Source organism: Massilia sp. W12 (assembly GCF_037300705.1).
Taxonomy (GTDB): Bacteria; Pseudomonadota; Gammaproteobacteria; order Burkholderiales; family Burkholderiaceae_D; genus JACPVY01.
The window spans coordinates 1,277,081-1,301,599 of record NZ_CP147776.1; the positions used below are offsets into that span (position 1 = coordinate 1,277,081).

At 57.6% G+C, this 24,519-nt stretch carries 20 protein-coding genes; 14 read left to right on the forward strand and 6 right to left on the reverse strand.

Annotation, left to right across the window (positions count from 1 at the left end):
• Nucleotides 1-38 precede the first annotated feature (38 nt).
• On the forward strand, nucleotides 39-950 hold the full coding sequence (locus V8J88_RS05280) for a hypothetical protein (RefSeq protein ID WP_338848248.1): 912 nt from the start codon (nucleotides 39-41) through the stop codon (nucleotides 948-950).
• Between the two features lie 18 nt (nucleotides 951-968).
• On the opposite strand, the gene V8J88_RS05285 is transcribed toward V8J88_RS05280, so the two are convergent.
• Entirely contained in the window at nucleotides 969-1,946 is a 978-nt protein-coding gene (locus tag V8J88_RS05285; protein WP_338848249.1) for an MBL fold metallo-hydrolase, read from the reverse strand.
• Between the two features lie 91 nt (nucleotides 1,947-2,037).
• Between V8J88_RS05285 and V8J88_RS05290 the strand changes: the two genes are divergently transcribed.
• From V8J88_RS05290 to V8J88_RS05300, 3 genes are all read left to right on the forward strand, one after another.
• Complete coding sequence (locus V8J88_RS05290; RefSeq protein ID WP_338848250.1) at nucleotides 2,038-2,922, forward strand: LysR family transcriptional regulator; 885 nt, start codon at nucleotides 2,038-2,040, stop codon at nucleotides 2,920-2,922.
• 24 nt (nucleotides 2,923-2,946) lie between these two features.
• Nucleotides 2,947-4,218: an MFS transporter gene (locus V8J88_RS05295; protein WP_338848251.1), complete on the forward strand. Its 1,272-nt coding sequence runs from the start codon at nucleotides 2,947-2,949 to the stop codon at nucleotides 4,216-4,218.
• 138 nt (nucleotides 4,219-4,356) lie between these two features.
• Nucleotides 4,357-6,273 (forward strand): ATP-binding cassette domain-containing protein, encoded by a 1,917-nt coding sequence (locus V8J88_RS05300; protein WP_338848252.1) that lies wholly within the window; start codon nucleotides 4,357-4,359, stop codon nucleotides 6,271-6,273.
• 16 nt (nucleotides 6,274-6,289) lie between these two features.
• Here V8J88_RS05300 and V8J88_RS05305 read toward each other — a convergent pair whose 3' ends face one another.
• On the reverse strand, nucleotides 6,290-7,162 hold the full coding sequence (locus V8J88_RS05305) for a tetratricopeptide repeat protein (protein ID WP_338848253.1): 873 nt from the start codon (nucleotides 7,160-7,162) through the stop codon (nucleotides 6,290-6,292).
• Between the two features lie 211 nt (nucleotides 7,163-7,373).
• Here V8J88_RS05305 and rpsT point away from each other — a divergent pair, with 211 nt between their 5' ends.
• On the forward strand, nucleotides 7,374-7,640 hold the full coding sequence (gene rpsT / locus V8J88_RS05310) for a 30S ribosomal protein S20 (protein ID WP_338848254.1): 267 nt from the start codon (nucleotides 7,374-7,376) through the stop codon (nucleotides 7,638-7,640).
• Nucleotides 7,641-7,779: 139 nt separating this feature from the next.
• On the opposite strand, the gene V8J88_RS05315 is transcribed toward rpsT, so the two are convergent.
• Nucleotides 7,780-8,211 (reverse strand): DUF192 domain-containing protein, encoded by a 432-nt coding sequence (locus tag V8J88_RS05315; RefSeq protein WP_338848256.1) that lies wholly within the window; start codon nucleotides 8,209-8,211, stop codon nucleotides 7,780-7,782.
• On the opposite strand from V8J88_RS05315, the gene V8J88_RS05320 reads away from it, so the two are divergent.
• Nucleotides 8,197-8,802: a hypothetical protein gene (locus tag V8J88_RS05320; RefSeq protein ID WP_338848257.1), complete on the forward strand. Its 606-nt coding sequence runs from the start codon at nucleotides 8,197-8,199 to the stop codon at nucleotides 8,800-8,802. The two genes, V8J88_RS05315 and V8J88_RS05320, sit on opposite strands and share 15 nt — an antisense overlap.
• Here V8J88_RS05320 and V8J88_RS05325 read toward each other — a convergent pair.
• Nucleotides 8,715-9,275, reverse strand: a complete 561-nt coding sequence (locus tag V8J88_RS05325) for a pseudouridine synthase (RefSeq protein WP_338848258.1) — start codon at nucleotides 9,273-9,275, stop codon at nucleotides 8,715-8,717. The genes V8J88_RS05320 and V8J88_RS05325 overlap by 88 nt on opposite strands.
• Before the next feature lie 292 nt (nucleotides 9,276-9,567).
• Between V8J88_RS05325 and icd the strand changes: the two genes are divergently transcribed.
• Nucleotides 9,568-10,821, forward strand: coding sequence for an NADP-dependent isocitrate dehydrogenase (gene icd / locus V8J88_RS05330; protein ID WP_338848259.1), 1,254 nt, complete (start codon nucleotides 9,568-9,570; stop codon nucleotides 10,819-10,821).
• Between the two features lie 154 nt (nucleotides 10,822-10,975).
• Here the strand turns inward: icd and V8J88_RS05335 are convergent, their stop codons facing one another.
• Nucleotides 10,976-11,179, reverse strand: coding sequence for a cold-shock protein (locus V8J88_RS05335; RefSeq protein WP_338849837.1), 204 nt, complete (start codon nucleotides 11,177-11,179; stop codon nucleotides 10,976-10,978).
• 314 nt (nucleotides 11,180-11,493) lie between these two features.
• Between V8J88_RS05335 and clpS the strand changes: the two genes are divergently transcribed.
• On the forward strand, nucleotides 11,494-11,802 hold the full coding sequence (gene clpS / locus V8J88_RS05340; protein WP_338848260.1) for an ATP-dependent Clp protease adapter ClpS: 309 nt from the start codon (nucleotides 11,494-11,496) through the stop codon (nucleotides 11,800-11,802).
• A complete protein-coding gene (gene clpA / locus V8J88_RS05345) occupies nucleotides 11,799-14,105 on the forward strand; it encodes an ATP-dependent Clp protease ATP-binding subunit ClpA (RefSeq protein ID WP_338848261.1) in 2,307 nt (768 codons plus the stop codon). The genes clpS and clpA overlap by 4 nt, the downstream gene beginning before the upstream one ends.
• Nucleotides 14,106-14,775: 670 nt before the next feature.
• Here clpA and prpR read toward each other — a convergent pair.
• The gene (gene prpR / locus V8J88_RS05350; RefSeq protein ID WP_338848262.1) at nucleotides 14,776-16,401 is read right to left on the reverse strand and encodes a propionate catabolism operon regulatory protein PrpR; all 1,626 of its coding nucleotides are present in this window, start codon (nucleotides 16,399-16,401) and stop codon (nucleotides 14,776-14,778) included.
• A gap of 305 nt (nucleotides 16,402-16,706) precedes the next feature.
• Between prpR and V8J88_RS05355 the strand changes: the two genes are divergently transcribed.
• The 5 genes from V8J88_RS05355 (at nucleotide 16,707) to V8J88_RS05375 (ending at nucleotide 24,518) form a co-directional block, all read left to right on the forward strand.
• Nucleotides 16,707-18,596 carry a propionate--CoA ligase gene (locus tag V8J88_RS05355; RefSeq protein ID WP_338848263.1) on the forward strand — a complete coding sequence of 630 codons (1,890 nt, stop codon included), beginning with the start codon at nucleotides 16,707-16,709 and terminating at the stop codon, nucleotides 18,594-18,596.
• 391 nt (nucleotides 18,597-18,987) lie between these two features.
• A complete protein-coding gene (locus tag V8J88_RS05360; RefSeq protein ID WP_338848264.1) occupies nucleotides 18,988-19,152 on the forward strand; it encodes a hypothetical protein in 165 nt (54 codons plus the stop codon).
• A gap of 21 nt (nucleotides 19,153-19,173) precedes the next feature.
• A complete protein-coding gene (locus tag V8J88_RS05365) occupies nucleotides 19,174-20,772 on the forward strand; it encodes a sensor histidine kinase (RefSeq protein ID WP_338848266.1) in 1,599 nt (532 codons plus the stop codon).
• Between the two features lie 286 nt (nucleotides 20,773-21,058).
• A complete protein-coding gene (tssI, locus tag V8J88_RS05370) occupies nucleotides 21,059-23,173 on the forward strand; it encodes a type VI secretion system tip protein TssI/VgrG (protein ID WP_338848267.1) in 2,115 nt (704 codons plus the stop codon).
• A gap of 13 nt (nucleotides 23,174-23,186) precedes the next feature.
• Nucleotides 23,187-24,518, forward strand: a complete 1,332-nt coding sequence (locus tag V8J88_RS05375; RefSeq protein WP_338848268.1) for a DUF2169 domain-containing protein — start codon at nucleotides 23,187-23,189, stop codon at nucleotides 24,516-24,518.
• Nucleotide 24,519: the final 1 nt, after the last annotated feature.

Here is a 24,519-nt window from a genome sequence, read left to right on the forward strand (position 1 = left end):
TAATATATGTAAAAAAACGATATTTGGATTTTGATGAAATGAAACCTGAATTGCATGCGCTTGCTGCAGCGCCGCGCTGGCGCAGCATCCTGGGTTCCGCCTTCGCCCTGTATTTCAGCGCCAAACTGTCTTACCTCATTTTCTTCCCCTCGCGCAATCTGCTTCATCTGGCGCTGCTCGGGGCCGCCGCACTCATATTCTGGCGTTATTTGCAAGACTGGCAGAATATGCGCGCCAGAATGCGCCAAGCGCAGCAACCCTTGACTTGGCTGGCGGCATGGCTGCCCATGCCTTTGCTGGGATCTGCCCGTTTTATCAGCTTGCTTTTGCGCGACTTCGGCGCATTTGCGCGTGGCCGCAATGCTGCGCCGCCACACATTTCAGCAGACCATATTTGCCTGGGTTTTATGCAAAACAGCCAATATGAAACCGCGTTTTGGCTGGTGATGCTGGCTTTATTGGTGGATATGCCGGTCTCGCTCTTCATCGCCAGTGTGATTGATATCCCGCCGGCAGTGCGTCCGCTCTTGCACGGCGCTTTGTTGTTGGCGACGCTGCTGGGCGTGGCGCTGGTTCTGGCCGAACGTTGGGGGATGCGCGCCCAGCGCCATGCTGTGAGCGCAGATTGCCTGTATTTGCGGATGGGACATCGTCTGCATGCTGACTTGCCTTTTGCCGCCATTCGCAGCATGCAGCGCTTTGATGACAATCCCGAGCAATTCCGCCGCAAACAGGGTTTGCGCGCCGCCGAAGTTTTGTTCGCCGCCCCCTGCACCCTGTTTGATAAACCCAATCTGTTGCTGGAAATCGACCCGCAACACTGCATGATCACCCATTTTCAAACCCCGCAAACATGTCCGCGCATGGTTTTGCTGCTGTTGGATGATGCCGGCGAATTATTGCGCGCCTATCATGCTTCGCAAGCCGGGCGGCAAGCGGCGGGCGCTTGAACGCCGCACCGCCGCTGCTTATTTCTTTTGCAAATCTTTATACGCCGCCGGCACATTCAAACCCGGATGCACCCAGCCGAACAGGGCATAGCCGCCAAACTCCGGCAATTTCACGCGCGCCACGGTTTGTTCCAGATTCAGGCCTTCATTGATGGCGGCCTGCACCTGGTCGCGGATCGCTTGCAGATAATCAATATGCCATTTCATGTCTTCACGCCCGATTGGCGTGCCATGGCCGGGCACAATCCGCGCCTCAGGCGGCAGGAAGGCATACACTTTTTTCAGCGTCTCCAGGGTTTCCAGCAAATGCCCGTCCAGCAGCCAGGGCAGGGCGGGTTTGCCGGCAATCACCGGATTGCCGGCCCACATGACTTTGCTGCCCGGCTCCCAGACCCATAAATCGCCGCCGGTCTGGGCAAAGCCAAAATCGATCACCTGCACTTTTTTGTCGCCCAGATCCAGTTCCAGCTTGCCGCCGGCGGGCAGCAAAATATCCGCCGCGCGCGCCTTGATTTGCTCAATCCCGCGCCCTTTGCCGAAATACTGGAGCATGAAGGCCTTGTCTTTTTCCAGATGCTGGTGGATATAAGCTTGCGTGTTGGCGTGTTGCACCACCAGGGTTTGCGCCGGCAGATACATATTGCCAAAGCTGTGGTCGCCATGCGCACTGGTGTTAATGGCGTACAGCAAGGGCTTGCCGGCCAGGGTTTTATTTAACTGCTGCACCTGTTTATGCAGGCGCTGATTGATCATGGTGTCAATCATCAGCGCGCCGCGCGCGCCAACGATAATGCCGCCGCTGGTGGCCGCCGCGCCACCCTTGGCATTGATCTCGCCGGCTTTTTTGTCATACAGCGCATACACGCCATCGGCCATTTTTTCGCTCACCATTTCCACTTTATTGGCGTCCCAGATCGGTTCGCCCGCCTGCGCCGCGCTGATGATGAGCGCACCCGCTGCCACCGCCAGGATGCGTTTCAAAGGACTTGCTTGCATGCTTTTCTCCAGTCGTGTTTAAGATGTGAGCAGTGTATGATTTGCGGGAATGCAAGTACATTCCAAATTTCAACAAGCCAGGTTTGCAAAAATGCAAAATGAAGAGGATTTAAACGATTTCCGCTTAGTCGCCCTGATCTGCGCCAGCGCTTCGCTGGCCGGCGCTGCGCGCAGCCTGGGGTGTAACCACGCCACCGTATTCCGCCGCTTGCAGCAATTCGAGCAGCGCCTGGGCGTGGCCCTGTTTGAGCGGCATGGCGGGCGCTATATTCCGACCGCCGCCGGGGAGGAAGTGGCGCGCGCCGGCGACGCCATGCAAGAGTTGCTGGCCGGGGCCATGCGCAAAGTCAGCGGCCAGGATGCGCGCTTATCCGGTGAAGTGCGTATTTCCACCACGGACAGTCTGGCCGCCGCGCTCCTGCCCGCGCTGCTGCAAGCCTGTCGCGCCAGCTATCCCCTGATCCGCTTGGATGTGCAAATCGATAACCGGGCCGCCAACTTGTCCCGCCGTGACGCCGACATCGCCCTGCGCACCGCCAGTGCGGCGCCGGAGCACTTAATCGGCAAACGCGTTGGCATGGTGCAATTTGCGGTGTACGGCGCAGCTGGCGTCAGCCGCGCGGCCAACTGGGCGGAGTGCGACTGGCTGGGGCTGGATGAGAGTTTCGCCGGCCACCGCACCTTGCGCTGGCTGGAGCACATCATCCCGCTCGACGCCTTGGCCTTGCGCTGCAATACCTTTGTCGGGCTGCAACACGCTTGCGCCGCCGGGTTGGGATTGTGCCTTTTGCCCTGCCATCTGGGCGACGCCAATCCAGCATTGCGCCGCTGCAGCGCGCCGGTTCCGGAATGCGCTGTCAATCTCTGGCTGCTGACCCATCCGGATTTGCGCCAGACGGTGCGGGTTAAAGCGGTGTATCAATTTTTGCTGGATGGCTTGCAACAGCGTTTGGCCAGCGCCGATCCGCTACAATAGCTGGCCTTCCTACCATGCCGAGCTATGAACCGACCTGATGCAGCAGTCCCCGCCACGCCGCGCGGCAACATGAATTTTGTCTTGATGTGCGTCTTTATCGATATGCTGGGCATTGGTTTGGTGGTGCCGGTATTGCCCTTGATTTTCGCTAATTTCGCCGACACGCGCGCCGAGCAAGCCGCCCTGCATGGCGCTTTCACCACCTTGTTTGGCGTGTTGCAATTTATCTTCATGCCGCTCTTGGGCGCCTTGTCCGACCGCATCGGGCGCAAGCCTGTGCTCTTATTTTCCATGGCTGGCATGGGCGTGAATTTTCTTTCCACTGCACTGGCGACTTCAATTCCCCTGCTCTTGATCGGGCGGATTATCGGCGGCATGTCTTCCGCCAGCGTGTCGGTGGCCAACTCGTATGCCGCCGATGTGAGCGCGCCGGCAGAGCGCGCCGCCGCTTTTGGCAAGATCGGCGCGGCTTTCGGCATGGGTTTTATTTGCGGGCCGGTGATTGGCGGCTTGCTGGGCAGCGTGAATTTGTATTTGCCGCTGTATTTCGCGGCAGCCTTGAGCCTGGCCAATTTGCTGTACGGCTGGCGGATGTTGCCGGAATCCCTGCCGCCGCAAGCGCGCAAGCCGATTGACTGGCGGCGCTTAAATCCGCTGGCCACGCTTTTACATTTTGTGCGCCAGCCGGGCTTGCAGGTTCCGCTGCTGATTGTGATGCTGTGCGCTTTTGCGCAAATGCTGTTGCAAAGCAATTGGGTGCTGTACACCAATTTCCGTTACAACTGGGGGCCGCTGGAAAGCGGTTTCTCGCTGTTTTTAGTCGGCCTGTGCGCCGCCAGCGTGCAAGCCGGCCTGCTGCCGCGTTTGCGCGCCTGGTTTGGCGATAAGCGTCTGGGGCTGCTGGGGCTGGGCTGCGGCGCAGTGGTGTATCTGGGCTATGGTCTGGCCACGCAGGGGTGGATGTTGTACCTGCTGATTTTGTGCAATCTGCTGGCTTTCGCCGCCGGGCCGGTATTGCAAGCGATGTTATCGAATCAAGTCGCGCCGTATGAGCAAGGGGCTTTTCAAGGTTCGGTGCAGGCCATCAACAGCCTGGGCGTGATTTTTATGCCGCTGATCGGCAGTCATTTACTGGCGCAGATGAGCGCCTTGCCGGCGGACGATTGGCGCGCCGGCGAGATTTATTATCTGTGCGCCATCATGCAAGGCGTAGCCAGCATGCTGCTGTGGCGCTGCTTTAAGTGCGGCTGGCTGCGCGAGGCGGATGCGCAAGACGGGGCGGGGAAGGCGGGCTAAGCCGGCCCGGCGTCATAGTATTTTCAATTTGAGCAAACCAGTTCCTTGAGCTTTGATTGCCCAGACAGCCGCAGGGATTTCGCGCTCAATTTCTGCTTTGCACGCTACAATGACCGTTTTTTTGCCCTCAGGTGCGCCATGGCTGTCATTTCCCTCACTTCCGCCCAACTGGCCTTCGGCCATGTGGCCTTGCTTGATCACGCTGATTTTTCACTTGAGAGCGGGGAAAAAGTGGGTTTGATCGGGCGCAATGGCGCTGGCAAATCCTCGCTGTTTAAAATCATTGCAGGCCGCACCCGTCTGGACGATGGCTTGCTGGTGATGCAAAACGGTTTGCAAATCGCCTCGGTTGATCAGGAACCGCAATTTGCAGCCGGACATACTGTGTTTGACGCTGTGGCCGGCGGTTTGGGCGATTTGGCTGGGCTGCTGGAAGAATATGAGGGTTTGACCGCTCAACTGGGCGGCGCTGATGATGAGGCGCTGCTGGCGCGCATGCATCAGGTGCAAACCGAGCTGGATGCGCGCGACGCCTGGAATTTGAAAAGCAAGGTCGAAGCCACCCTGGCGCGCCTGAGCCTGCCGCGCGATGCGGCGATTGAAAGCCTGTCCGGGGGGATGCAAAAACGGGTGGCGCTGGCTGCCGCCCTGGTCGGCAATCCCGATGTTTTATTGCTGGACGAACCGACCAACCACCTCGATTTTTCTTCGATTCAATGGCTGGAAAGTTTGCTGCAGGAGTTTCGCGGCAGCGTGCTGTTTATCACCCATGACCGCAGTTTTCTGGACAATGTGGCCACTCGTATCGTCGAACTTGACCGGGGCCGCTTGTTGTCTTTCCCCGGCAATTTTTCAGCCTACAAAGCGCGCAAGGCGCAATTGCTGGAAATTGAGGCGATTGAAAACGCCAAATTCGACAAATTCTTAGCGCAGGAAGAAGTCTGGATCCGCAAGGGCGTGGAAGCGCGCCGCACGCGCGACGAGGGCCGGGTGCGGCGCTTGGAGGCGCTGCGCTTGCAACGCGCTGCGCGCCGTGATTTGCAAGGCCAGGTCAGACTGGAATTGAGCCAGGGCGAGCGTTCCGGCAAGATTGTGGCCGAACTGGAAGGCGTTGCTAAAGCCTGGGGCGACAAGCAAATCGTGCGCGATTTCTCTTCGATTATTTTGCGCGGCGATAAAGTCGGCCTGATCGGCCCGAATGGCGCCGGGAAAACCACCTTGCTCAAATTATTGCTGGGCGAGCTGGCCCCGGATGCCGGCACGATCAAGCAGGGCGCGCGCTTGCAAATCGCGTATTTTGACCAGATGCGCGCCCAGCTCAATGAAGACGCCAGTCTGACCGACACCATTTCCCCCGGCAGCGAGTGGGTGGAAATCAATGGTCAGCGCAAGCATGTGATGTCGTATCTTGGCGATTTTCTGTTTTCGCCGGAACGCGCGCGTTCGCCGGTGAAATCGCTCTCCGGCGGCGAGCGCAATCGCTTGCTGTTGGCGCGCCTGTTCGCCAAGCCGGCGAATGTGCTGGTGTTGGACGAACCGACCAATGATCTGGATATCGACACCCTCGAATTATTAGAGGAATTGCTGGAAGAGTACGCCGGCACAGTATTCCTGGTCAGCCACGACCGCGCCTTTTTGGATAATGTCGTGACCCAGGTGATTGTGGCCGAGGGCGGCGGGCGCTGGCGTGAATATGTCGGCGGCTACACCGATTGGGAGCGGGTGCAAGCGGCGCAGGCGGCTGCCGCACCGAAAGCGCCGCTCAAGGCGGCAGCTGAAAAGGCGCCGGAAAAAACCGCGCCGGCAAAAGCAGACAGCCCCAAAGCAAAGAAACTCTCCTACAAAGAGCAACGCGAATTGGATGAGTTGCCCGGGCGCATTGCCGCGCTGGAAGCGGAGCAAAAGCAGATATCCGAACGTCTGGCCGATGCCGATCTGTATCGCAGTCAGCCGGATGAGGTGAAGCGCTTGAATGAGCGCTTTGCGCAGATTGATGAAGATTTGTTGCTGGCCTTGGAAAAGTGGGAAGAAATCGAAGCCCGTTCCAAAGCCTGAGGCTGGTGCGGCGCGCTCAATTAAAGCGCGCCGCCGCCTGACGCAATTCCGGCAGCATGGCGTTAATCAGTTCCGCATCCAGGCCATGCGGGCGCTGTTCCACATAATCTTGCAAATCCTGCACCGCAGCTTGCGGGCACTCCAGTTGCGCCCAGGTGAACCCGCGATCGCGCCTGGTCAGCAAATCATCCGGCTGCAAAATCAAAAGACGTTGCAAGACATTCAGCAGCTTGGGCCAGTCTTCGTGTTCGAGGAAAATGAGTTTTAGGTTTTGCAACATGCGGATCAAAATCTGCCGTCCGTTGCAGGCTTGCAAATGGCGTTTCAATTCATCTGAGGGAATTTCATTCAAGCTTAAATCGCCCTGCGGCATATCGAGGGTATTGAGCAAGAGATGCTCCAGTTGCTCACGTCCCAGGCTTTGCCCGGTCAAGGGATCAAGCACCACCTCGCCGGATGGCAAATCCAGTTTCATCAGGAAATGGCCGGGGAAGGAAACCCCCTGCACCGGCAAGCTGATGTGCTGAGCGAATTCGAGAAATAAGACCGCCAGTGAGATCGGGATGCCGCGCCGGGTCGCCATGACGCGGTGCAAATAGCTGTTGTCCGGGTGGTAAAAATCATTCAGATTGGCGGCAAAGCCCAGGTCGTGGTAAAAGAAGCGCAGCAGGCAATGCAGTTTTTGCAGACGCGAGGCATCGCTGGGCAGGCGCTGTTGCAGACGGTTGGCGAGTTGATCAAATTCCGCCAGGGTGGCGGCCAGATCAATCGGCTCTTCCGCATCTTGCGCCAGCGAGAGCGCAGCCTCAAACAGCGCCAGGTTGCGATCTTCACGCACCAGCGCGGCAAAATAATCCAATTTATCCAAAGGGGCCGGGTTCAGGTTCATGCAAGGATTATAGCCACGCCCCGCAGTGATGACAGGTGATTTTTGCAGAAAAGACAAGGCGCGCAGATCAGGTTTTAAGGCCGGCGCCGCAAAATTTGCAAACACTTGTCCCGCTTGCCAAATGCGGCTATAATCTGTCGCTTCACAAAATTCCGGTTGAGCAAACGCCTTAGCTTTGCCACCGATTAGACCAACTTATCAGGATTTATTCATGGCAAATTCCGCACAAGCGCGTAAGCGCGCACGTCAGGCAGTCAAGCTGAATGCGCATAACTCTTCCCAGCGTTCCACTCTGCGCACCGCTATCAAAGCTGCCCGCAAGGCAATCCAGGCTGGCGACAAAGCCGCCGCCACCGCTGTGTTCCAGGCTTCGGTTTCCACCATCGACCGTATCGCCGACAAGAAAATCATCCACAAAAACAAGGCTGCCCGTCATAAGAGCCGCCTGGCAGCTGCTCTGAAAGCGCTGGCCGCTTAATTTTTGCGGATACATTCTGCGGCTGATAGCGCTGCTTTGGCAGCGCCGGCGCAGAATAAAAGAATGGCATTACGTTTGCAAGCGCGAGCGTAATGCCATTTTTGTTTGTGGCGCCAGAATGGCGTCAGTGTGTCGGGATTTACTTCGGCAGGCCGTCGATTTGCGCGCCCGGCTTGATATTTTTTTGCTTGAACCACCCCTGATTCATTTCCAGCGCGTAGCGCACCGGACGTGTGCCGCAATGGGATTCTTCGCTCAGGGGTTGCATATCTTCAATATTGATAATGCGCCGCTCTTCATCAATAAAAGCGACTGATAGCGGGATGTAGGTGTTTTTCATCCACATGCAAACCTGCGCCGGCGCGCCGAAATCAAATACCATGCCTTCGTTATGCGCCATTTTGCGGCGATACATCAAGCCTTGCGCCCGCTCTTCCGGCGCGGCGGCCAGTTCGGCCTTGATCACATACATGCCGATATTGAGCTGGGTGACGGGAAATTTGACTTGCGCAGAACAGGGAAGCGACAGGCACAGCAGGGCGGCAGGCAGCAGCAGATGGGCGGATTTCATGGCGGTGCGGATAGCGTCTTAACAGTGGTAAATGCTGCGGACAACAAAAAAGGCAGGTCGAAACCTGCCTTTTTTTGCTTCAGACCAAATTACTTGGAAGCGGAAGCGGATGCAGCAGCGGCGGAAGCCGGAGCGGAAGCTTCAGCGGAAGCTTTAGCTTTCTTGGCTTTCTTGGCTTTCTTCGGCTTAGCGGAAGCGTCAGCGGAAGCAGCTGCAGAAGCCGGAGCGGAAGCAGCAGCAGCGGAAGCAGCCGGAGCGGAAGCGGAAGCGGAAGCAGCGAAAGCGGAAGCGGCGAACAGGCTGGCTACCAGAGCGGCGATGATCTTCGACATTTTGAAGTCCTTTGTATTGGGTGGGTTGAAAATTCGGGATTCTTTATTTCGAATCTGCTGCCATAACGGGGTGCGCGGCAATCGGGTTGACAGTTTTTTGGCGGAAATCCGAAAAAAATCAAAAAAAACGCCGCCACCTGCGCCGCCGCCCGGCTTGGCGCGAAAAAATGATCATTCTTGCAATTCTTCTGCCTCGATTTCCCGCATCTCGCCGGGCAGCAGCGGGTGGCTGGCCAGTGAAACCGCGCCAATCGCATAGCGCACCAGACGCAATGTCGGCAGTCCGACGGCGGCGGTCATGCGCCGCACCTGCCGGTTTTTACCTTCGTGCAGGGTCAGCATCAACCAGTCGGTTGGAATATTTGCGCGCTGGCGCACTGGCGGGTCGCGCCGCCACAGCCATTCCGGGTTTGCAATGCGCACGGCCTGACAGGGCAGGGTGGTGAAGTCGCCTAAATAAATGCCGCTGCGCAATGCAGTCAACTGCGCCTGATCGGCCACGCCTTCGACTTGCGCCAGATAGCGCTTGGCGGCTTTTGCGGCGGGGTGGGCGATTTGATGCTGCAGCTTGCCATCATCGGTCAACAGCAGCAGCCCTTCGCTGTCCGCGTCCAAGCGGCCAGCCGGATAGACATGCGGGATCTTGATGTAATCCGCCAGGGTGGCGCGGGTGGGGTGCGCGGAAAACTGGCTCATCACGCCAAAGGGTTTATTAAACAGGATCAGACGCATGGGCAGCCGCTCAAAAAGGTGGTAAACAGGATTGCGCGCGCAGCATGCAGGCGGCTTACAGGCGCAACTTGCGGCGCAGCGGGCAAAAACAGCCGATTTTGCCAAAATTTCGCCGTAACTGCCATCCTCAACCGGGAGTGCGGGTAAAATGCGGCTGCACAATGTGAAACAGATTATGGGCGGAGGTTTCGCTTCCGTCCTGCCCCAGCCGCAGCAAGCGCGGCTGCTGGCATGCCAGGCTGTTTGCGCATGGCGACGCAGACATGCTTTCATCCCAACTTCGGAGAATACGATGTATCAACATATCAAGGTACCGACCGACGGCCAAAAAATCACCGTCAATGCGAATTTTTCCCTGAATGTGCCCGACACTCCCATCATTCCTTATATTGAAGGCGATGGCACCGGCGTGGATATTACCCCGGTGATGATCAAAGTGATCGACGCGGCAGTGGCGAAAGCTTACGGCGGCAGCCGCAAGATCAGCTGGATGGAAATCTATGCTGGCGAAAAATCGACCAAGGTGTATGGCCCGGACGTGTGGCTGCCGGATGAAACCCTGGAAGCGCTGAAAGACTATGTGGTCTCGATCAAAGGCCCCCTGACCACCCCGGTTGGCGGCGGCATCCGTTCGCTCAACGTTGCGCTGCGTCAACAACTCGACCTGTATGTCTGCCTGCGCCCGGTGCGTTACTTCAATGGCGTGCCTTCCCCGGTGCGTGAGCCGGAAAAGACCGACATGGTGATTTTCCGCGAAAACTCTGAAGATATTTACGCCGGCATCGAATGGGCGGCAGATTCCGAAGGCGCCAAGAAAGTGATCGAATTCCTGATCAAAGAAATGGGCGTGAAGAAGATCCGTTTCCCGGAAACTTCCGGCATCGGCGTCAAGCCGGTATCGCGCGAAGGCACTGAGCGTCTGGTGCGCAAAGCAATTCAATACGCGATCGACAACGACAAGCCTTCCGTGACGCTGGTTCACAAAGGCAACATCATGAAGTACACCGAAGGCGGCTTCCGTGACTGGGGTTACGAGCTGGCGCAAAAAGAATTCGGCGCTGAGCTGATCGATGGCGGCCCGTGGTGCAAATTCAAGAATCCGAAAACCGGTCGCGAGATCGTGGTGAAAGATTCGATTGCTGACGCGTTTTTGCAACAGATCCTGCTGCGTCCGGCAGAGTACAGCGTGATTGCAACGCTGAATCTGAACGGCGATTACATCTCCGACGCACTGGCTGCGCAAGTGGGCGGCATCGGCATTGCGCCGGGCGCCAACCTGTCTGACTCGGTGGCGATGTTTGAAGCAACCCACGGCACCGCACCGAAATACGCCGGTCGCGATTATGTGAACCCGGGTTCCTTGATTCTGTCGGCGGAAATGATGTTGCGCCACATGGACTGGCTCGAAGCGGCTGACCTGGTGATCGACGCGATGCAAAAAGCGATTTCCTCCAAACGCGTGACTTATGACTTTGCGCGTCTGATGGAAAACGCGACTCAGGTATCGTGCTCGGGCTTTGGCGATGTCATGATCGAAAACATGTAAAACACATGTCGCCGCAGGCGCGCTGCGCTTGCGGCATTTCCCCTGTTATATCAAAAATCGTTGTAAATAGTGTGAATTGGAAATGTTTTGCAATTCGCCCCTATAAATAAAAAACCCCGCAGGGGGCGGGGCTTTTAGCAAAATATTTTTGCGCTTACGCGTTTTGAATATTCGATGCCTGCTTGCCTTTCGGGCCGCTCACAACTTCGAATTCCACACGCTGCCCCTCCTTGAGGGTCTTGAAGCCTGCCATATTGATTGCGGAAAAATGGGCGAACAAATCTTCGCCGCCATCATCCGGGGTGATGAAACCAAAGCCTTTGGAATCATTGAACCACTTGACGGTACCAGTTGCCATAAAAGAACTTTCAAATAAAATCTGAACAAACGAGCTTATGCAAGAAGCACCGCCAACGCGTCCACTTACCTGCCGCTCCTCCTCCCAGGTCACGCCGTGACGTCACCTGTTATGTGCATTGTTCAAGGAATAAATTTTGAAGTCAAGTCGTTTTGTAACAAGCTCCATATCTTCTTGCAATCAAGCAAAAAATCGTCTTGTTTTTTGCTACGACGCCCCCATTCTGCAGGGCGTGGCAAAAGCGCGTAAGATGGCGACTGTGCAATGGCAGGATGTAAGCTGCCATCCCGGCAATCAGACATTAGAATATAAGTATGTCTAGCAATAACGAAAACAGCACCGTATTAGACCGGCAGGCGGAGAAAGTCAAACCGCCATCGATGTATCAAGTCCTTCTCTTGAACGACGACTATACGCCGATGGAGTTTGTGGTCGCGATTCTGCAGGAGTATTTCAACAAGGATCGCGAAAACGCGACCCGGATCATGTTGAATGTGCACCGTGAAGGCAAGGGGGTGTGCGGGGTCTATTCAAAAGACATTGCAGCCACTAAAGTAGAGTATGTAATCAGCCACGCCCGCAAGGCGGGGCATCCGCTGCAGTGCGTGATGGAGGAAGTATGATCGCTCAGGAATTGGAAGTCAGCTTGCACATGGCTTTTGTCGAAGCGCGACAGGCCAGACATGAATTCATTACAGTCGAGCACCTGTTGCTGGCTTTGCTGGACAATCCTTCCGCAGCAGAAGTGTTGCGCGCATGCGCCGTGCACATTGATGATTTGCGTAAAACCCTCACCAATTTCATCGGCGACAATACGCCGACCGTGCCGGGGGTGGGGGAAGTGGACACCCAGCCCACGCTGGGCTTTCAGCGCGTCATTCAGCGCGCCATCATGCACGTTCAATCCGCCTCCAACGGTAAGAAAGAGGTCACGGGAGCGAATGTGCTGGTGGCGATTTTCGGCGAAAAAGATTCGCACGCGGTGTACTACCTGCATCAGCAGGGCGTGACGCGGCTGGATGTGGTGAATTACATTTCGCACGGCGTGCGCAAAGATGCTTCCGGCGATAGCCAGAAAGCGCCGGAAGGGGCGGAAGATGCGCAAGCCGGGGCCGATGGGCAAAAAGAAAGCCCGCTGGAGCAATTCACCCAGAATCTGAACAAAATGGCGCTGGAAGGCCGCATCGACCCCCTGATCGGGCGTGAAGATGAAGTTGATCGCGTGATTCAAATCCTGTGCCGCCGGCGCAAAAACAATCCGCTGCTGGTGGGCGAAGCCGGCGTAGGCAAGACCGCGATTGCGGAAGGTCTGGCATGGCGCGTCACGCAAAAAGATGTGCCGGAAGTGTTGCAAAACGCCATCGTGTATTCGCTCGATATGGGGGCTTTGCTGGCCGGCACCAAATATCGCGGCGACTTTGAGCAACGCCTCAAAGCGGTCTTAAAGCAGCTCAAAGACAATCCGCACGCCATCCTGTTCATTGATGAGATTCACACCATCATCGGCGCCGGCTCGGCCTCAGGCGGCACGTTGGACGCCTCCAATCTGCTCAAACCGGCCTTGGCCAATGGTCAGCTCAAATGCATCGGCGCCACCACCTACACCGAGTTCCGTGGCGTGTTTGAAAAAGACCACGCCCTGTCGCGCCGCTTCCAGAAAGTGGATGTCAATGAGCCGACGGTGGAGCAGACCGTGCAAATTTTGCGCGGCCTGAAATCGCGCTTTGAAGAACATCACGGCGTCAAATATTCCAATCCGGCCCTGCATGCCGCTGCCGAATTGGCGGCGCGCTTCATCAATGACCGTCATTTGCCGGACAAGGCGATTGACGTGATTGACGAAGCCGGCGCGGCGCAAAGAATTTTGCCCAAGTCGCGGCAAAAGAAAACCATCGGCAAGCCGGAAATCGAAGACATCATCGCCAAGATTGCGCGCATTCCGCCGCAATCGGTCAATCAGGACGACCGCAGCAAGCTGCAAACCATTGAGCGCGATTTGCGCAATGTGGTGTTCGGCCAGGATCAGGCAATCGAGGCACTGGCGGCGGCCATCAAAATGTCGCGCGCCGGGCTGGGCAAACTTGATAAACCGATCGGCTCCTTCCTCTTCTCCGGCCCGACCGGGGTGGGCAAAACCGAAGTCGCCAAGCAGCTCGCCTTTATTCTGGGCATCGAATTGATCCGCTTTGACATGTCGGAATACATGGAGCGCCACGCGGTCAGCCGCCTGATCGGCGCGCCACCCGGCTATGTCGGCTTTGATCAGGGTGGTTTGCTGACCGAGGCCATCACCAAAAAACCGCATGCCGTGTTGTTGTTGGATGAAATCGAAAAAGCGCATCCGGATATTTTCAACATCCTGTTGCAAGTGATGGACCACGGCACACTGACTGACAACAACGGACGCAAAGCGGATTTCCGCAATGTGATCCTGGTCATGACCACCAATGCCGGCGCGGAAAGCCTGCAGAAGCGCGGCATCGGCTTCACTGACAATAAAGAAGCCGGCGATGAAATGGCCGACATCAAGCGCATGTTCACGCCGGAATTCCGCAACCGCCTGGACGCCATCATCAGCTTCAAGCCCTTGGATGAGGAAATCGTCTTGCGCGTGGTGGATAAATTCCTGATGCAGCTGGAAGAGCAGTTGCATGAGAAGAAAGTTGAAGCCATCTTCACCGAAAAACTGCGTGGTTTCCTGGGCCGCAAAGGCTTTGACCCGCTGATGGGCGCGCGCCCCATGTCCCGCCTGATTCAAGACATGATACGCAAAGCGCTGGCGGATGAATTGCTGTTTGGCCGTCTGGCCAGCGGCGGCAAAGTCACGGTCGATCTGGATGAGGCGGAAAAAGTCGTGCTGGCATTTGAAGTCGGCAGCCGCAGCGGCCCGCCGGCGGTGCGGGCCGAACCGGTCGAAGCCGAGTAAAGCGCAATTCCGCCATGCAAGCCGCCTGTATCCCAGGCGGCTTTTTTTCTACTGTATCGCCCAATTTCCGCTTGATGCGGTTTTTTCACCATCACAGCCGGCTGCGATGCAACATTTTTCCATTTACTTCTGCATGCATTCTTTCCTGTATGACAAATAAATGACGGATTTGTAAAATGAATTTTGCATGGATGGCAATCCGCTCTGCTGAAATGTGAAAACTGTACTGTTTTAATGAGGCAGTACAATTCATAAAAACATGGAATTGCTATCTATTAAAACATCGCTGAATAAGATAAATCACAATACAGATTTCCTGACGGCATGAAATTTGATGACTTGCGTTACAGTTCGGCCTGTTTTGATGCAGCACAGTTTGCAAAAAATGTTGCTGTTGTTTAAAAGAAAGTGGAAAACTGCATCTTTTATGTGACTTAAAGCACGGATAAACTTCTTTCTGTCGGCGCTGCAAACAAAAATAAATCAGCGCCAAGAGTGGCAGACCGGCTTGAGCTTAATTGGCTCGCCAGAAATCGTTTCCGGTCATCTTGTTGATTTTTCCAGCAACAGGATGTTTTCGGGGTTGTCGGAAGTTGTTGTTTGCAAGCCTTCTCCTCCTTGGAAGTCTTGCAAACAACAAACCGCCAACCCCGTTTTTTTTTGCCCTGGGCTATTGCGCAAGCCCGGCCTGTTTCAGGCGGCGCCACAGCGTAGTGCGGGAAATGCCAAGATGTTGCGCCAACAGCGCGCGGTTGCCGCCGAAACGGTTCAATAAAAGCGCCAGATCGGCGTCGCCGCCAGACCTTGCCTGCGCACTGAGCGACGGGGCCGGCAACGGTGTGGCGCCGGGCAGGGCGGCCTGCAATTCCGGCGCCACGCGCAACAGCAAAGCCGGGGTAATTGCTTGCAGCGGCTGGGCCGCCAGATGCAAAGCCAGCCGTTCCATCACATTGCGCAGCTCGCGCACATTGCCCGGCCAGGCGTAAGCTTGCAAAAGGCTGGCGCAGCTGGCTAATTCCGCCTCCAGATTGGCGCGCAGACTGCCGCGCATATCCAGACCGGCCAGCGCGTTTTTCAAACACCATGCCGCCAGATCCAGCACATCCGCGCCGCGCGCGCGCAAGGGCGGCAAATGCAAGCGCAACACCGCCAGCCGGTAATACAGATCGGCGCGGAACCGCCCCTGCGCCACCAGCGCCGCCAAATCAGAATGCGTGGCGCAGATCACCCGCACCTGCAGCGCAATGGGTTTGGTCGCCCCCACCCGCAGCACCGCGCGTTCCTCCAGCACCCGCAGCAAGCGGGTTTGCAAGGCCAGCGGCATCTCGCCGATTTCATCCAAAAACAGTGCGCCGCCATGCGCCGCCTCAAACAAGCCGGCATGCCCGCCCCGGCGTGAGCCGGTAAACGCCCCGTCCTCATAGCCGAATAATTCCGCTTCCAGCAGAGATTCCGCCAGTGCGCCGCAATTGACCGCCACAAACGGCGTGGTTTTTTGCTGCAAACGCTGGCTTTCGCCATGAATCGCGCGCGCCGCCAACTCCTTGCCGCAGCCGGTTTCCGCCTCAATCAATACAGTCGCCGGCGAACGCGCATACAGCAAAATCAGCTGACGCGCCTCATCCAGCGCCGCACTATTGCCGCGCAACACTTGCAACCCCGGCTGCGTCACCGCTGCCGGCAGGCTCTTGCCCGGACGCAAGCGGGCGATTTGCAGCGCGTGCTCAAACGCCTGCCGCGCCGAATCCGCAGAATACACAAACACCCCCTGCATGCCGGCGGCTTGCGCCAAATCCGTGATCAAACCCGTGCCCACCACCGCCCGCACGCCGCGCGCTTTTAACTCATTTATCCCGGCGCGCGCATCGTCCACCGTGGCGTAAGTGCGCTCCAATAGTTCAATGCCGAAACTCCTGGCGAACTCCGCCACCTCGGGGAAGGGCGCCAGATAACTGATGATGCCCAAGGGCGCCAGCGCGCCATCCGCCTCCAGGCTCAAGGTGCGCGCGCGCGACAAGGCTTGCATCACATCAAAGCCGCTGGCCTTGATGATGATCACCGGCGCCGCCAGCCGGCTTTTCAGATACGCCCCATTTGAACCGGCGGCGATGATGGCGTCGCAATGCCTGGTTTCCAGTTTTTCATTAATCCATTGCACAGCTTCTTCAAAGCCGAGTTTGATCGGCTCAATCGTGGCCTGACCATCAAATTCGAGCGTGATTTCACGCAAGAGACTGAAAAGGCGGGAGACCGCCACCGTCCAGATGACGGGTTTGTGATCGGAAGCGCGTTGCATGCCGGGCCGCTGAAAAGGAAAAACGCATTGTGCCTTGCGAGCGACCGGTGTTTCAAGTGTTGCGTTTGTTTCAGATGTTTCAGCGGTATGTTTCAAGCAAGGTCGCGCCTCGCCTGTGCCGCAAATCCAACAGAAGCCGACGAAATGCCGATTTCAACAATGCCAGCCGGACATAGCAAGCCGGTGCAGTAAATCACAGTCGCCGCCGGGCGCAAAGCGCGGCACAATGTGCATCAATTGCCTTGCCGCGCGACGGTAAAACAGCCCACGTAAGCATTCCTTTATCCCAATGTGACAGGACCACTATGCGCTACGCCGATTTCTATCAACATTCATTGCAAAATCCCGAAGCATTCTGGCGCGAACAAGCCCGCTTAATCGACTGGCGCACCCCGTTTTCCCAAGTCTGCGATCACAGCCGGCCCCCATTTGCGCGCTGGTTTGTCGATGGGCAGACCAATCTTTGCCACAATGCCCTGGACCGCTGGCTGGAATGGGAGGATGGCAAATTGCGTGACGCCCCGGCCTTGATTTGCATTTCCACCGAAACCGGCCAGGAAAAGACCTACAGCTTTGCCGAGCTGTGGCAGGAAGTGCAACATGCCGCAGCTATCCTGCAACAGCAAGGGGTGGGGCAGGGCGATATGGTCTTGCTGTACATGCCCATGATCGCTGAAGCCGCATTTTTCATGCTGGCCTGCGCCCGTATCGGCGCTGTGCACTCGGTGGTGTTTGGCGGCTTTGCCGCCGGCAGCCTGGCCACCCGCATCGACAGCGCGCAACCCAAACTGATCGTCTCCGCCGATGCCGGCTCGCGCGGCGGCAAAGTGATTCCCTATAAACCGCTACTGGATGAAGCGCTGCAGATTGCACAATGGCAAGTCGAGCGGGTGATTCTGGTCGATCGCGGCTTGGCGACTATGGACAAGCAAGCCGGACGTGACCTGGATTACGCCAGTCTGCGTCAAGCCTGTCTGGGCGCGCGCGTGCCGCTTGTCTGGCTGGAATCAAACGCCCCCTCGTATGTGCTGTACACCTCCGGCACCACCGGCAAGCCCAAGGGTGTGCAGCGCGATGTGGGCGGCTATGCCGTCGCGCTGGCCGCCTCAATTCCGCATATCTTCGCCGGCAAACCGGGCGAAGTTTTCTTCGCCACCTCTGACATTGGCTGGGTGGTGGGGCATTCCTACATCGTCTATGGGCCGCTGCTGGGCGGCATGGCCAGCATTATGTACGAAGGCTTGCCGGTGCGCCCGGACGCCGGCATCTGGTGGAGCATCGTCGAAAAATATCGCGTCACCTGTATGTTCACCACCCCGACCGCGATGCGCCTGCTGAAAAAACACCCGCCCGAGCTGCTGAAAAAATACGATCTCAGTTCCTTGCATGCGCTGCACATTGCCGGCGAACCGCTGGACGAACCGACTTCGCTCTGGATAGGCGGCGAAACCGGCCTCACCATCATCGACAACTATTGGCAAACTGAAACCGGCTGGCCGATTCTCTCGATTTGCCATGGCGTGGAAAAATTGCCGCCCAAAACCGGCAGCCCCGGCATTCCGGTGTATGGCTACGAGATGCAAATTTTGAATGAAAGCACCGGACAGGAATGCGGCCCCGGCGAAAAAGGCGTGGTCGCCATCAAAGGCCCGCTGCCGCCCGGCTGCATGCAAACCGTATTTGGCGATGATGAGCGCTTTGTCAGCACCTATTGGAATAATTTCCCGGGGCGGCAAGTGTATTCCACCTTTGATTGGGGCATCCGGGACGAAGATGGCTATTACTTCATCCTCGGGCGCAGCGATGACGTGATCAATGTCGCCGGGCACCGCCTCGGCACACGCGAAATCGAAGAAAGCATTTGCAGCCATACCCGTGTCGCCGAATGCGCCGTGGTTGGCGTGCAAGACCAGCTCAAAGGGCAGGTTGCCGTCGCCTTCGTGGTCTTAAAGCCAGGCCCCGAACAAAGCGCCGCCACACTGCAGGAAGAAATCATGGACACCGTGGTGCGTCAGCTGGGGGCAGTGGCGCGCCCGGCGCAAGTGCACTTCGTGCATTTGCTGCCGAAAACCCGCTCCGGCAAAATGCTGCGGCGCGCCCTGGTCGCCCTGTGCGAGGGGCGCGACACCGGCGACCTGAGCACCCTGGAAGATCCCGCCTCCCTGAGTGAAATCCGCAAAGCGTTGCAGCTCTGACCCGTCAAGCGCCGCCCGAACGCACCGCCGGCCATGCCGGCGGTTTTTTTTCATCCAGAGCAGGCGGCGCCCCATCCCTGGCATCTGCTTCAATCTTGTTACTCCCGGTGTGCTTTAAGTCACGTTAAAGCCCCATTTTCTATAGAGAAAACAGTGCAAAAGCACCCGATAGCGGTGCTACAGTACGCCTGATAACTGCAAACACTGACGCTGGCGTATTCAATATCGGAGCAAAAGTTGCAAAAAAGCTGCGCAAAGCGCCCAAAATTCATGCCGGGCAGCGTTGCTTTCTCACAATGCACAAATCCTGTACGCCCGACTCTTTGTTTCTATTGAGAAAGATTGCAGGACAGCAAAACCGCATATCGCGGCACATTGAAAAGGAGAAAACATGCTGAACTTCGAGATTACCGACGCCCAAGGGGTGTTGGCAGTGCAATACCAGGAACTGATGCCATGGCAGGGTGCGGCAAACGCATATGCCGATCATGGCGCGGCCCAGACTGAAGCTGCGCCAGGCGATGGCCCGCACCCGGATCCGCCGAAACCGCGCTAATACGTTTCACTGCTGCCTGACATGCCAATCTCTATTTTGCTGCAAATCGTATCCCGTGCTTTTTTGTGGATCTTTCTGCTCTCCATCGACGTGGCCGGCCCCTTGCTGTTTATGCTCAATCCGGGCGTAGAGGCGGCTTATGCGATCTGGTTGGGATTGGCATGTATTTCCCTGCTCGCGACCTGGGCTTTTGCCGAAGATGATGTGGTGCGCGACTTGCGCGAACTGAGTCTGTATGGCGTGCTGGTGCAATCCATCGCCTTGCTTTTATACAAGCTGGGCTACCCGGCCAGCATGTTTTCCGTTTCCCTCTCCGGCGCCATTTTCCTGCTCAAATACCTGCGTCTGCTGTGGCCGGCAAAAACGGCCGATGGCCGCCACTTCAGCGCCTGGCCGGTATTCGGCCTGTATGGCTGGTGGCGGGCGCGGCGCGGCGCGCAAATCTGGCCGCCCAGTCCGGCTCAAGCGCGCCAATGCTGGCTGGCCCTGGGCATCAGCCTGGCGCTGGGCATCTTGATGGCGAGCATGGGACTGGTCTTGAAAATCGCTTATTTTTGCCTGGCTGCGATGTTTGCGGCCCCGCTCTTGCACCGCATCACACGACGCGAATTGCTCGAACAACACCAACGTTACCTGTGCGCCGTCCAAGCCGCTCAGCGCGCAGCCGCGCGCGCCAGCATCGAGCACAGCCTGGCTGCAGAACAGGAAAGGCATAACCGCCAGCTCGAAGCCAACCATGCCGCCCTGGCCGAAGCGCACCGGCAAAATGCGCAACTATTGCAAATCCAACAGCAGCAGGCGCACCAATTACAGCGCTACAACGCCGCCCTGCGCGACGCCGCACACGACTTGCAACAGCCGCTGGCCCTGGCGCGCGTCTGCGCCGACAATCTGATCCGCCGTTGCGCCGGCAGCGAGCGCGCCGCCAGCGGCGAACAATTGCAAGAAGCCCTGCGCCAGTTAGGCGAAAGCATCGAAAGCAGTATCCACGGCGCGCAAATCGTCACCGGCGTATTGCCGGCGCAAGCCGTAGCGATCGACTTGCGCGCGCTCACGCAACGCTTTAGCGCCGATTGGCAAAGCGGCCCCTTGCGTCACGTCCGCTTAAGCTTGCGCGTCAGCCGCCGCGTACGCCAGGATTGCGAGGCCGATTTGCAAATCGTGCAAAGAATTTTGCGCAATCTGCTCAGCAATGCGGCGCGCCATGTCAGGCCCGAAGGCCGCGTCTTATTGAGTGTGCGCGCACAGCGCCAGCAATGTCTGGTGCAAGTCTGGGATCAAGGCCCCGGCATTGCGGAAGGCGAGGGCGGCGACGGACACGCCAATTTCCTGGCCTTCGTAGCGCGCTTGCGCAAAGAAGGCAGCCGCTGCAGCGCAGGCGGCGGTTATCGGCTGGGTATGAATAATGTGCTGCAGCTGTGCATGGCCGGCGGCATCCGCATCCAGCTGCACGCCAGAAAAGGACGCGGCGCGGTGTTCAGCTTTTTCGTGCCCTACAGCCGCCACGCACGCTTTTGCGCCATGCCCACAGATCTGCCGCAATGCGCGCCGCAGCTCACGGCCAGCGTGCAATATTTCCCGCAGAGAAATCCGCAGGCGCGCTGCGCCGGCTGGCCTTGACATCATTCCACCCCATAGCGTGACTCAGGTACAACAGCCAGCCACTTGCGCGCTCTGGCGCATACAGCAAACAATGCGTAACGCATGGCGTGAATTCAGGCCCGCAACAGGTAAAGCCGGTTATCATCAATGCTTAGCGTGACTAATTTCCCGAACCGGACATCGGCACAAGCCAAGCAGCAGTCAAGCCCGGCGCCAGTCATCGCAACCTTATTCTTCCAAGCAGTACAGCCAATAGAGCCCTGTCATGTTCTCAAAACTTGCCTTAAATGCCGCAAAGCGTTTGATGAAACTGGTTTTTATCCGCAAAGACGGTCCAACCGACACCTTATTGATTGAAAGCCTGCACGCCGAAGAAGAGGTTTCGCGCGACTTTGAATACACCGCCCATGTGCTGTCAGACAATCCTGAAATTGCGCTCAAAGATGTGCAAGGCAAGCTGATCGGCATCGAACTCACGCGCGACGATGGCGGCAAGCGCTGGTTCACCGGCTATTGCTGGAACTTTGAGCTGCTGGAATATGACAACAGCGTTGCCACCTACAAACTGACCCTGGTTCCCTGGCTGGCCTTCCTGCGCTTGCGCAAAGACATGTTCATTTTCCAGAACAAGACCTATATCGAGCAGACCAAGGAGATTTTTGAAGACTACGCGATGGCCAAGTTTGACCTCAAAGTCAGCAAGGCCGGCCACCGCCACACCTACTGCGCGCAATACGACGAAACCGATCACAACTATGTGCACCGGCGCTGGGAAGAAATGGGCTGGCATTACTGGTATGAGCATGACGCCAGCGGCCACCGCCTGATTTTGTCCGACCACTCGCCGGCGGCAGAGCCGGTCGATGGTGACACCACGATCGCCTACCACCATGGCGGCGGCAATAACAAAGAAGACAAAATCGGCATCTTTGGCGGCCAGCGCGAAATCGCCTCCGGCAAAGTGAATTTATCCAGCTTTGATTTCAAACGTCCGACCCCGGCCCTGGTTGGCAAAACCAGCCAGCAGGAACAGGGACAAATCGCCAAGCTCGAAGTGTATGAATATCGCGGCCTGTACGGCTTTGTCGATGCCGACGAGGGCAAGTTTTACGCCGAACGGCAAATGGAGCAAATCGAAGGCGATGCGAAAAGCTTTGCCGGGCGCGGCAATGTGCGCCAGATGCAACCGGGACGCTGGTTCACCCTCACGCGCGACCATCTGAAACAATTATTCCGTGGCCCCGGCCACAAATTTGAATTCCTGCTGCTGTCTGTCACCCACGATATTCACAATAACCTGCTGAATTCCGATGGTGGCATGGGGACATATGACAACAGCTTTATCTGCCTGCGGCGCAAAGTCTTCTGGCGCCCGGCGCGCGGCCATCACAGCGAAGAGGTGCGTGTGCCCGGCGTGGATACCGCGATTGTGGTCGGCCCGCAGGGTGAAGAAATTTACAGCGACAAATACAGCCGCATCAAAGTCCAGTTCCACTGGGACCGCATGGGCAAACAGGATGAAAACAGCTCACCCTGGGTGCGCGTGATGACGCCCTGGGCGAATAAAGGCTTCGGCATGGTCGCCGTGCCGCGCATCGGCACCGAAGTCGTGATTCAATATTTGCAAGGCAACCCCGACCGTCCCCTGGTGGTGGGACAGTTATACAACGAACGCCACATGCCGCCCTGGACGCTGCCGGCCAATCAAACCCAATCCGGCGTGCTGACCCGCTCCAGCAAAGGCGGCGGGCCATCGAACGCCAACGCGCTGCGCTTTGAAGACAAAAAGGGAGAAGAAGAAGTCTGGTTGCATGCGGAAAAAGATCAGCGCATCGAAGTTGAAAACGATGAAAGCCACTGGGTCGGGCGCGATCGCAAAAAAACCATCGACCGCGATGAAACGGTGCATGTCAAACGCGACCGCACCGAGACGGTGGACCACAATGAAACCATCACCGTGCACAACGACCGCAAAGAGCGGGTCGATCACAACGAAAAAATTTCGATTGGCGACAACCGCACCGAAGATGTCGGCAAAGACGAAGATATCCACATCGGTCAAAGCCGCAGCGTGCACATCGGCGACCATAAAAACGAAACGGTAGGCAAAACCAAAACCGAAACCGTGGCCCTGGCCAAATTTCTCTCGATTGGCGGCCTTTATCAAACCACCGTCGGCGGCGCCATGAACACCACCGTGGCCTTGGCGCAAGCGGAAGAAGTGGGCTTATCCAAAACCGTGGTCGTCGGCAAAACCCTGACTCAGACCGCCGGCGAGCAATTCAAACTCACCGTTGGAAAAAGCAGCTTAACCCTGCATGCCGATGGACGGATTGAACTCGAAGGCACAGAAATCCTGATTTCCGGCAGCAAAAAAGTCGAGCTGCACGGCAAAGATATTGATAACAACCCGGCATAAGGCAAGGCGAAGAATGCAAGAGCTGATGCAAACCGCCACGCCCGGCAAAATCAAGCTGGCCGAAATCCCCGAGCCGCCCTGTCCCCCTTTGCAAAACGACAGCGGCCTGGACGCCATGCTGTTCAACACCATCGACCCGCTGCGCCAGGCGTTTCATGTGCTGGTGGCGAAAAGCGCATGGCGCATCACCCCCGGCCCGCAAACGGGACAAGCGCAACTGCAAGAAGATATGTCGCCGCCGCCGTTGGCCGATAGCGATCTGGCGTTTGCCGGGCAAGACCCGGCTGCTTATGGCTGGCGCGCCGAAAGCGATCTGGCGCCATACAAACCGCTGTGCGATGTGCTGCTGGCCGCTGACGCCATCGCACCCGGCGCACAGGCGCTGCCGCAATTCGGTGTGCGCTTGCAAGTGCAAGCCGGCGGGCAAGCCGCCGACGCAGGCGCCATCCTGATCGACAAACGACTCTTGATCAGCGGCGCGCGCCACTTCAGCGGCAGCGGCAAAGACTGGCGCTTGAGCGCGCCCGCCCCCATCAGCCGCCTGCCGCTGCGCCATACATACGCTTGCGGCGGCAGTCTGCAACTGCGCGCGCAAGACCCGGCTTTGCGCCACGCCCCCGCCGCCGAATTGCTCGCGGCCCCGGATGAGCAAGGACGAAGCCTGCATCTGGTGGCCCAAAGCAATCCGCTGGGACAGGGCTTTGCGCGCGCCTGGCATTTGCAAAGCGGGACAGTGCAAAGCATCGCCGCACCACAGATTGAATATCTGGATCAAACCATGGATGGGGCCGCCTTCTGGCGCGCCGCCGAAAGTGGCGCACTGCCGCCCAGCGCCGCGCCCTGTCCCCTGGGACGGGCCTGGCTGCCGCGCCGCCAGCTGGCCGGAGTCTTGCCGGAACAGCGCTATGCGGCGGATGAAGTCCCGTTCTTACCGCCGGATTTTGATTACCGCTATTGGAACTGCGCCCCCGCCGACCAGCAATGCCGCTATCTGCAAAGCGGCGATCTGCTGCGCTTGTGGAATTTGAGCGAAGCGAACGATCCCGCCGCCACGCTTGACGCGCAAGGCAACCATTTCCTGCAATGCAGCCTGCCGCCGGCCCGATGCGTAGCCTTGATAACGCTGGACGTGAACGGGGAAGCCATGCTGGACGTGCAGGATTTGCAGCTCGACACCTTGATCTACGAGCAGGCCGAACGACGCTTTTACTGCACCTGGCGCTTAAACCTGTTGGCCGATCCCGCCATTCTCAGCATCCGCCTGCTGTATGTGAGCGAGCCGGCGCAAATCGAGCGCATCAATACCCTGCAGAGCGCACAAGCGCTGCTGGCGCAAGGAGCGTGAC

What these genes read in the sequence shown, in the direction of transcription:
- V8J88_RS05320 (WP_338848257.1), top strand. Translation starts at nt 8,197, where the DNA reads ATGGGCGGATTTCATGGCGGTGCGGATAGCGTCTTAACAGTGGTAAAT.
- clpS (WP_338848260.1), top strand. Translation starts at nt 11,494, where the DNA reads ATGTCTAGCAATAACGAAAACAGCACCGTATTAGACCGGCAGGCGGAG.
- icd (WP_338848259.1), top strand. Translation starts at nt 9,568, where the DNA reads ATGTATCAACATATCAAGGTACCGACCGACGGCCAAAAAATCACCGTC.
- rpsT (WP_338848254.1), top strand. Translation starts at nt 7,374, where the DNA reads ATGGCAAATTCCGCACAAGCGCGTAAGCGCGCACGTCAGGCAGTCAAG.
- V8J88_RS05325 (WP_338848258.1), bottom strand. Translation starts at nt 9,275, where the DNA reads ATGCGTCTGATCCTGTTTAATAAACCCTTTGGCGTGATGAGCCAGTTT.
- V8J88_RS05365 (WP_338848266.1), top strand. Translation starts at nt 19,174, where the DNA reads ATGCCAATCTCTATTTTGCTGCAAATCGTATCCCGTGCTTTTTTGTGG.
- V8J88_RS05280 (WP_338848248.1), top strand. Translation starts at nt 39, where the DNA reads ATGAAACCTGAATTGCATGCGCTTGCTGCAGCGCCGCGCTGGCGCAGC.
- V8J88_RS05305 (WP_338848253.1), bottom strand. Translation starts at nt 7,162, where the DNA reads ATGAACCTGAACCCGGCCCCTTTGGATAAATTGGATTATTTTGCCGCG.
- prpR (WP_338848262.1), bottom strand. Translation starts at nt 16,401, where the DNA reads ATGCAACGCGCTTCCGATCACAAACCCGTCATCTGGACGGTGGCGGTC.
- V8J88_RS05355 (WP_338848263.1), top strand. Translation starts at nt 16,707, where the DNA reads ATGCGCTACGCCGATTTCTATCAACATTCATTGCAAAATCCCGAAGCA.
- V8J88_RS05315 (WP_338848256.1), bottom strand. Translation starts at nt 8,211, where the DNA reads ATGAAATCCGCCCATCTGCTGCTGCCTGCCGCCCTGCTGTGCCTGTCG.
- V8J88_RS05290 (WP_338848250.1), top strand. Translation starts at nt 2,038, where the DNA reads ATGCAAAATGAAGAGGATTTAAACGATTTCCGCTTAGTCGCCCTGATC.
- tssI (WP_338848267.1), top strand. Translation starts at nt 21,059, where the DNA reads ATGAAACTGGTTTTTATCCGCAAAGACGGTCCAACCGACACCTTATTG.
- V8J88_RS05360 (WP_338848264.1), top strand. Translation starts at nt 18,988, where the DNA reads ATGCTGAACTTCGAGATTACCGACGCCCAAGGGGTGTTGGCAGTGCAA.
- V8J88_RS05335 (WP_338849837.1), bottom strand. Translation starts at nt 11,179, where the DNA reads ATGGCAACTGGTACCGTCAAGTGGTTCAATGATTCCAAAGGCTTTGGT.
- V8J88_RS05295 (WP_338848251.1), top strand. Translation starts at nt 2,947, where the DNA reads ATGAACCGACCTGATGCAGCAGTCCCCGCCACGCCGCGCGGCAACATG.
- V8J88_RS05375 (WP_338848268.1), top strand. Translation starts at nt 23,187, where the DNA reads ATGCAAGAGCTGATGCAAACCGCCACGCCCGGCAAAATCAAGCTGGCC.
- clpA (WP_338848261.1), top strand. Translation starts at nt 11,799, where the DNA reads ATGATCGCTCAGGAATTGGAAGTCAGCTTGCACATGGCTTTTGTCGAA.
- V8J88_RS05285 (WP_338848249.1), bottom strand. Translation starts at nt 1,946, where the DNA reads ATGCAAGCAAGTCCTTTGAAACGCATCCTGGCGGTGGCAGCGGGTGCG.
- V8J88_RS05300 (WP_338848252.1), top strand. Translation starts at nt 4,357, where the DNA reads ATGGCTGTCATTTCCCTCACTTCCGCCCAACTGGCCTTCGGCCATGTG.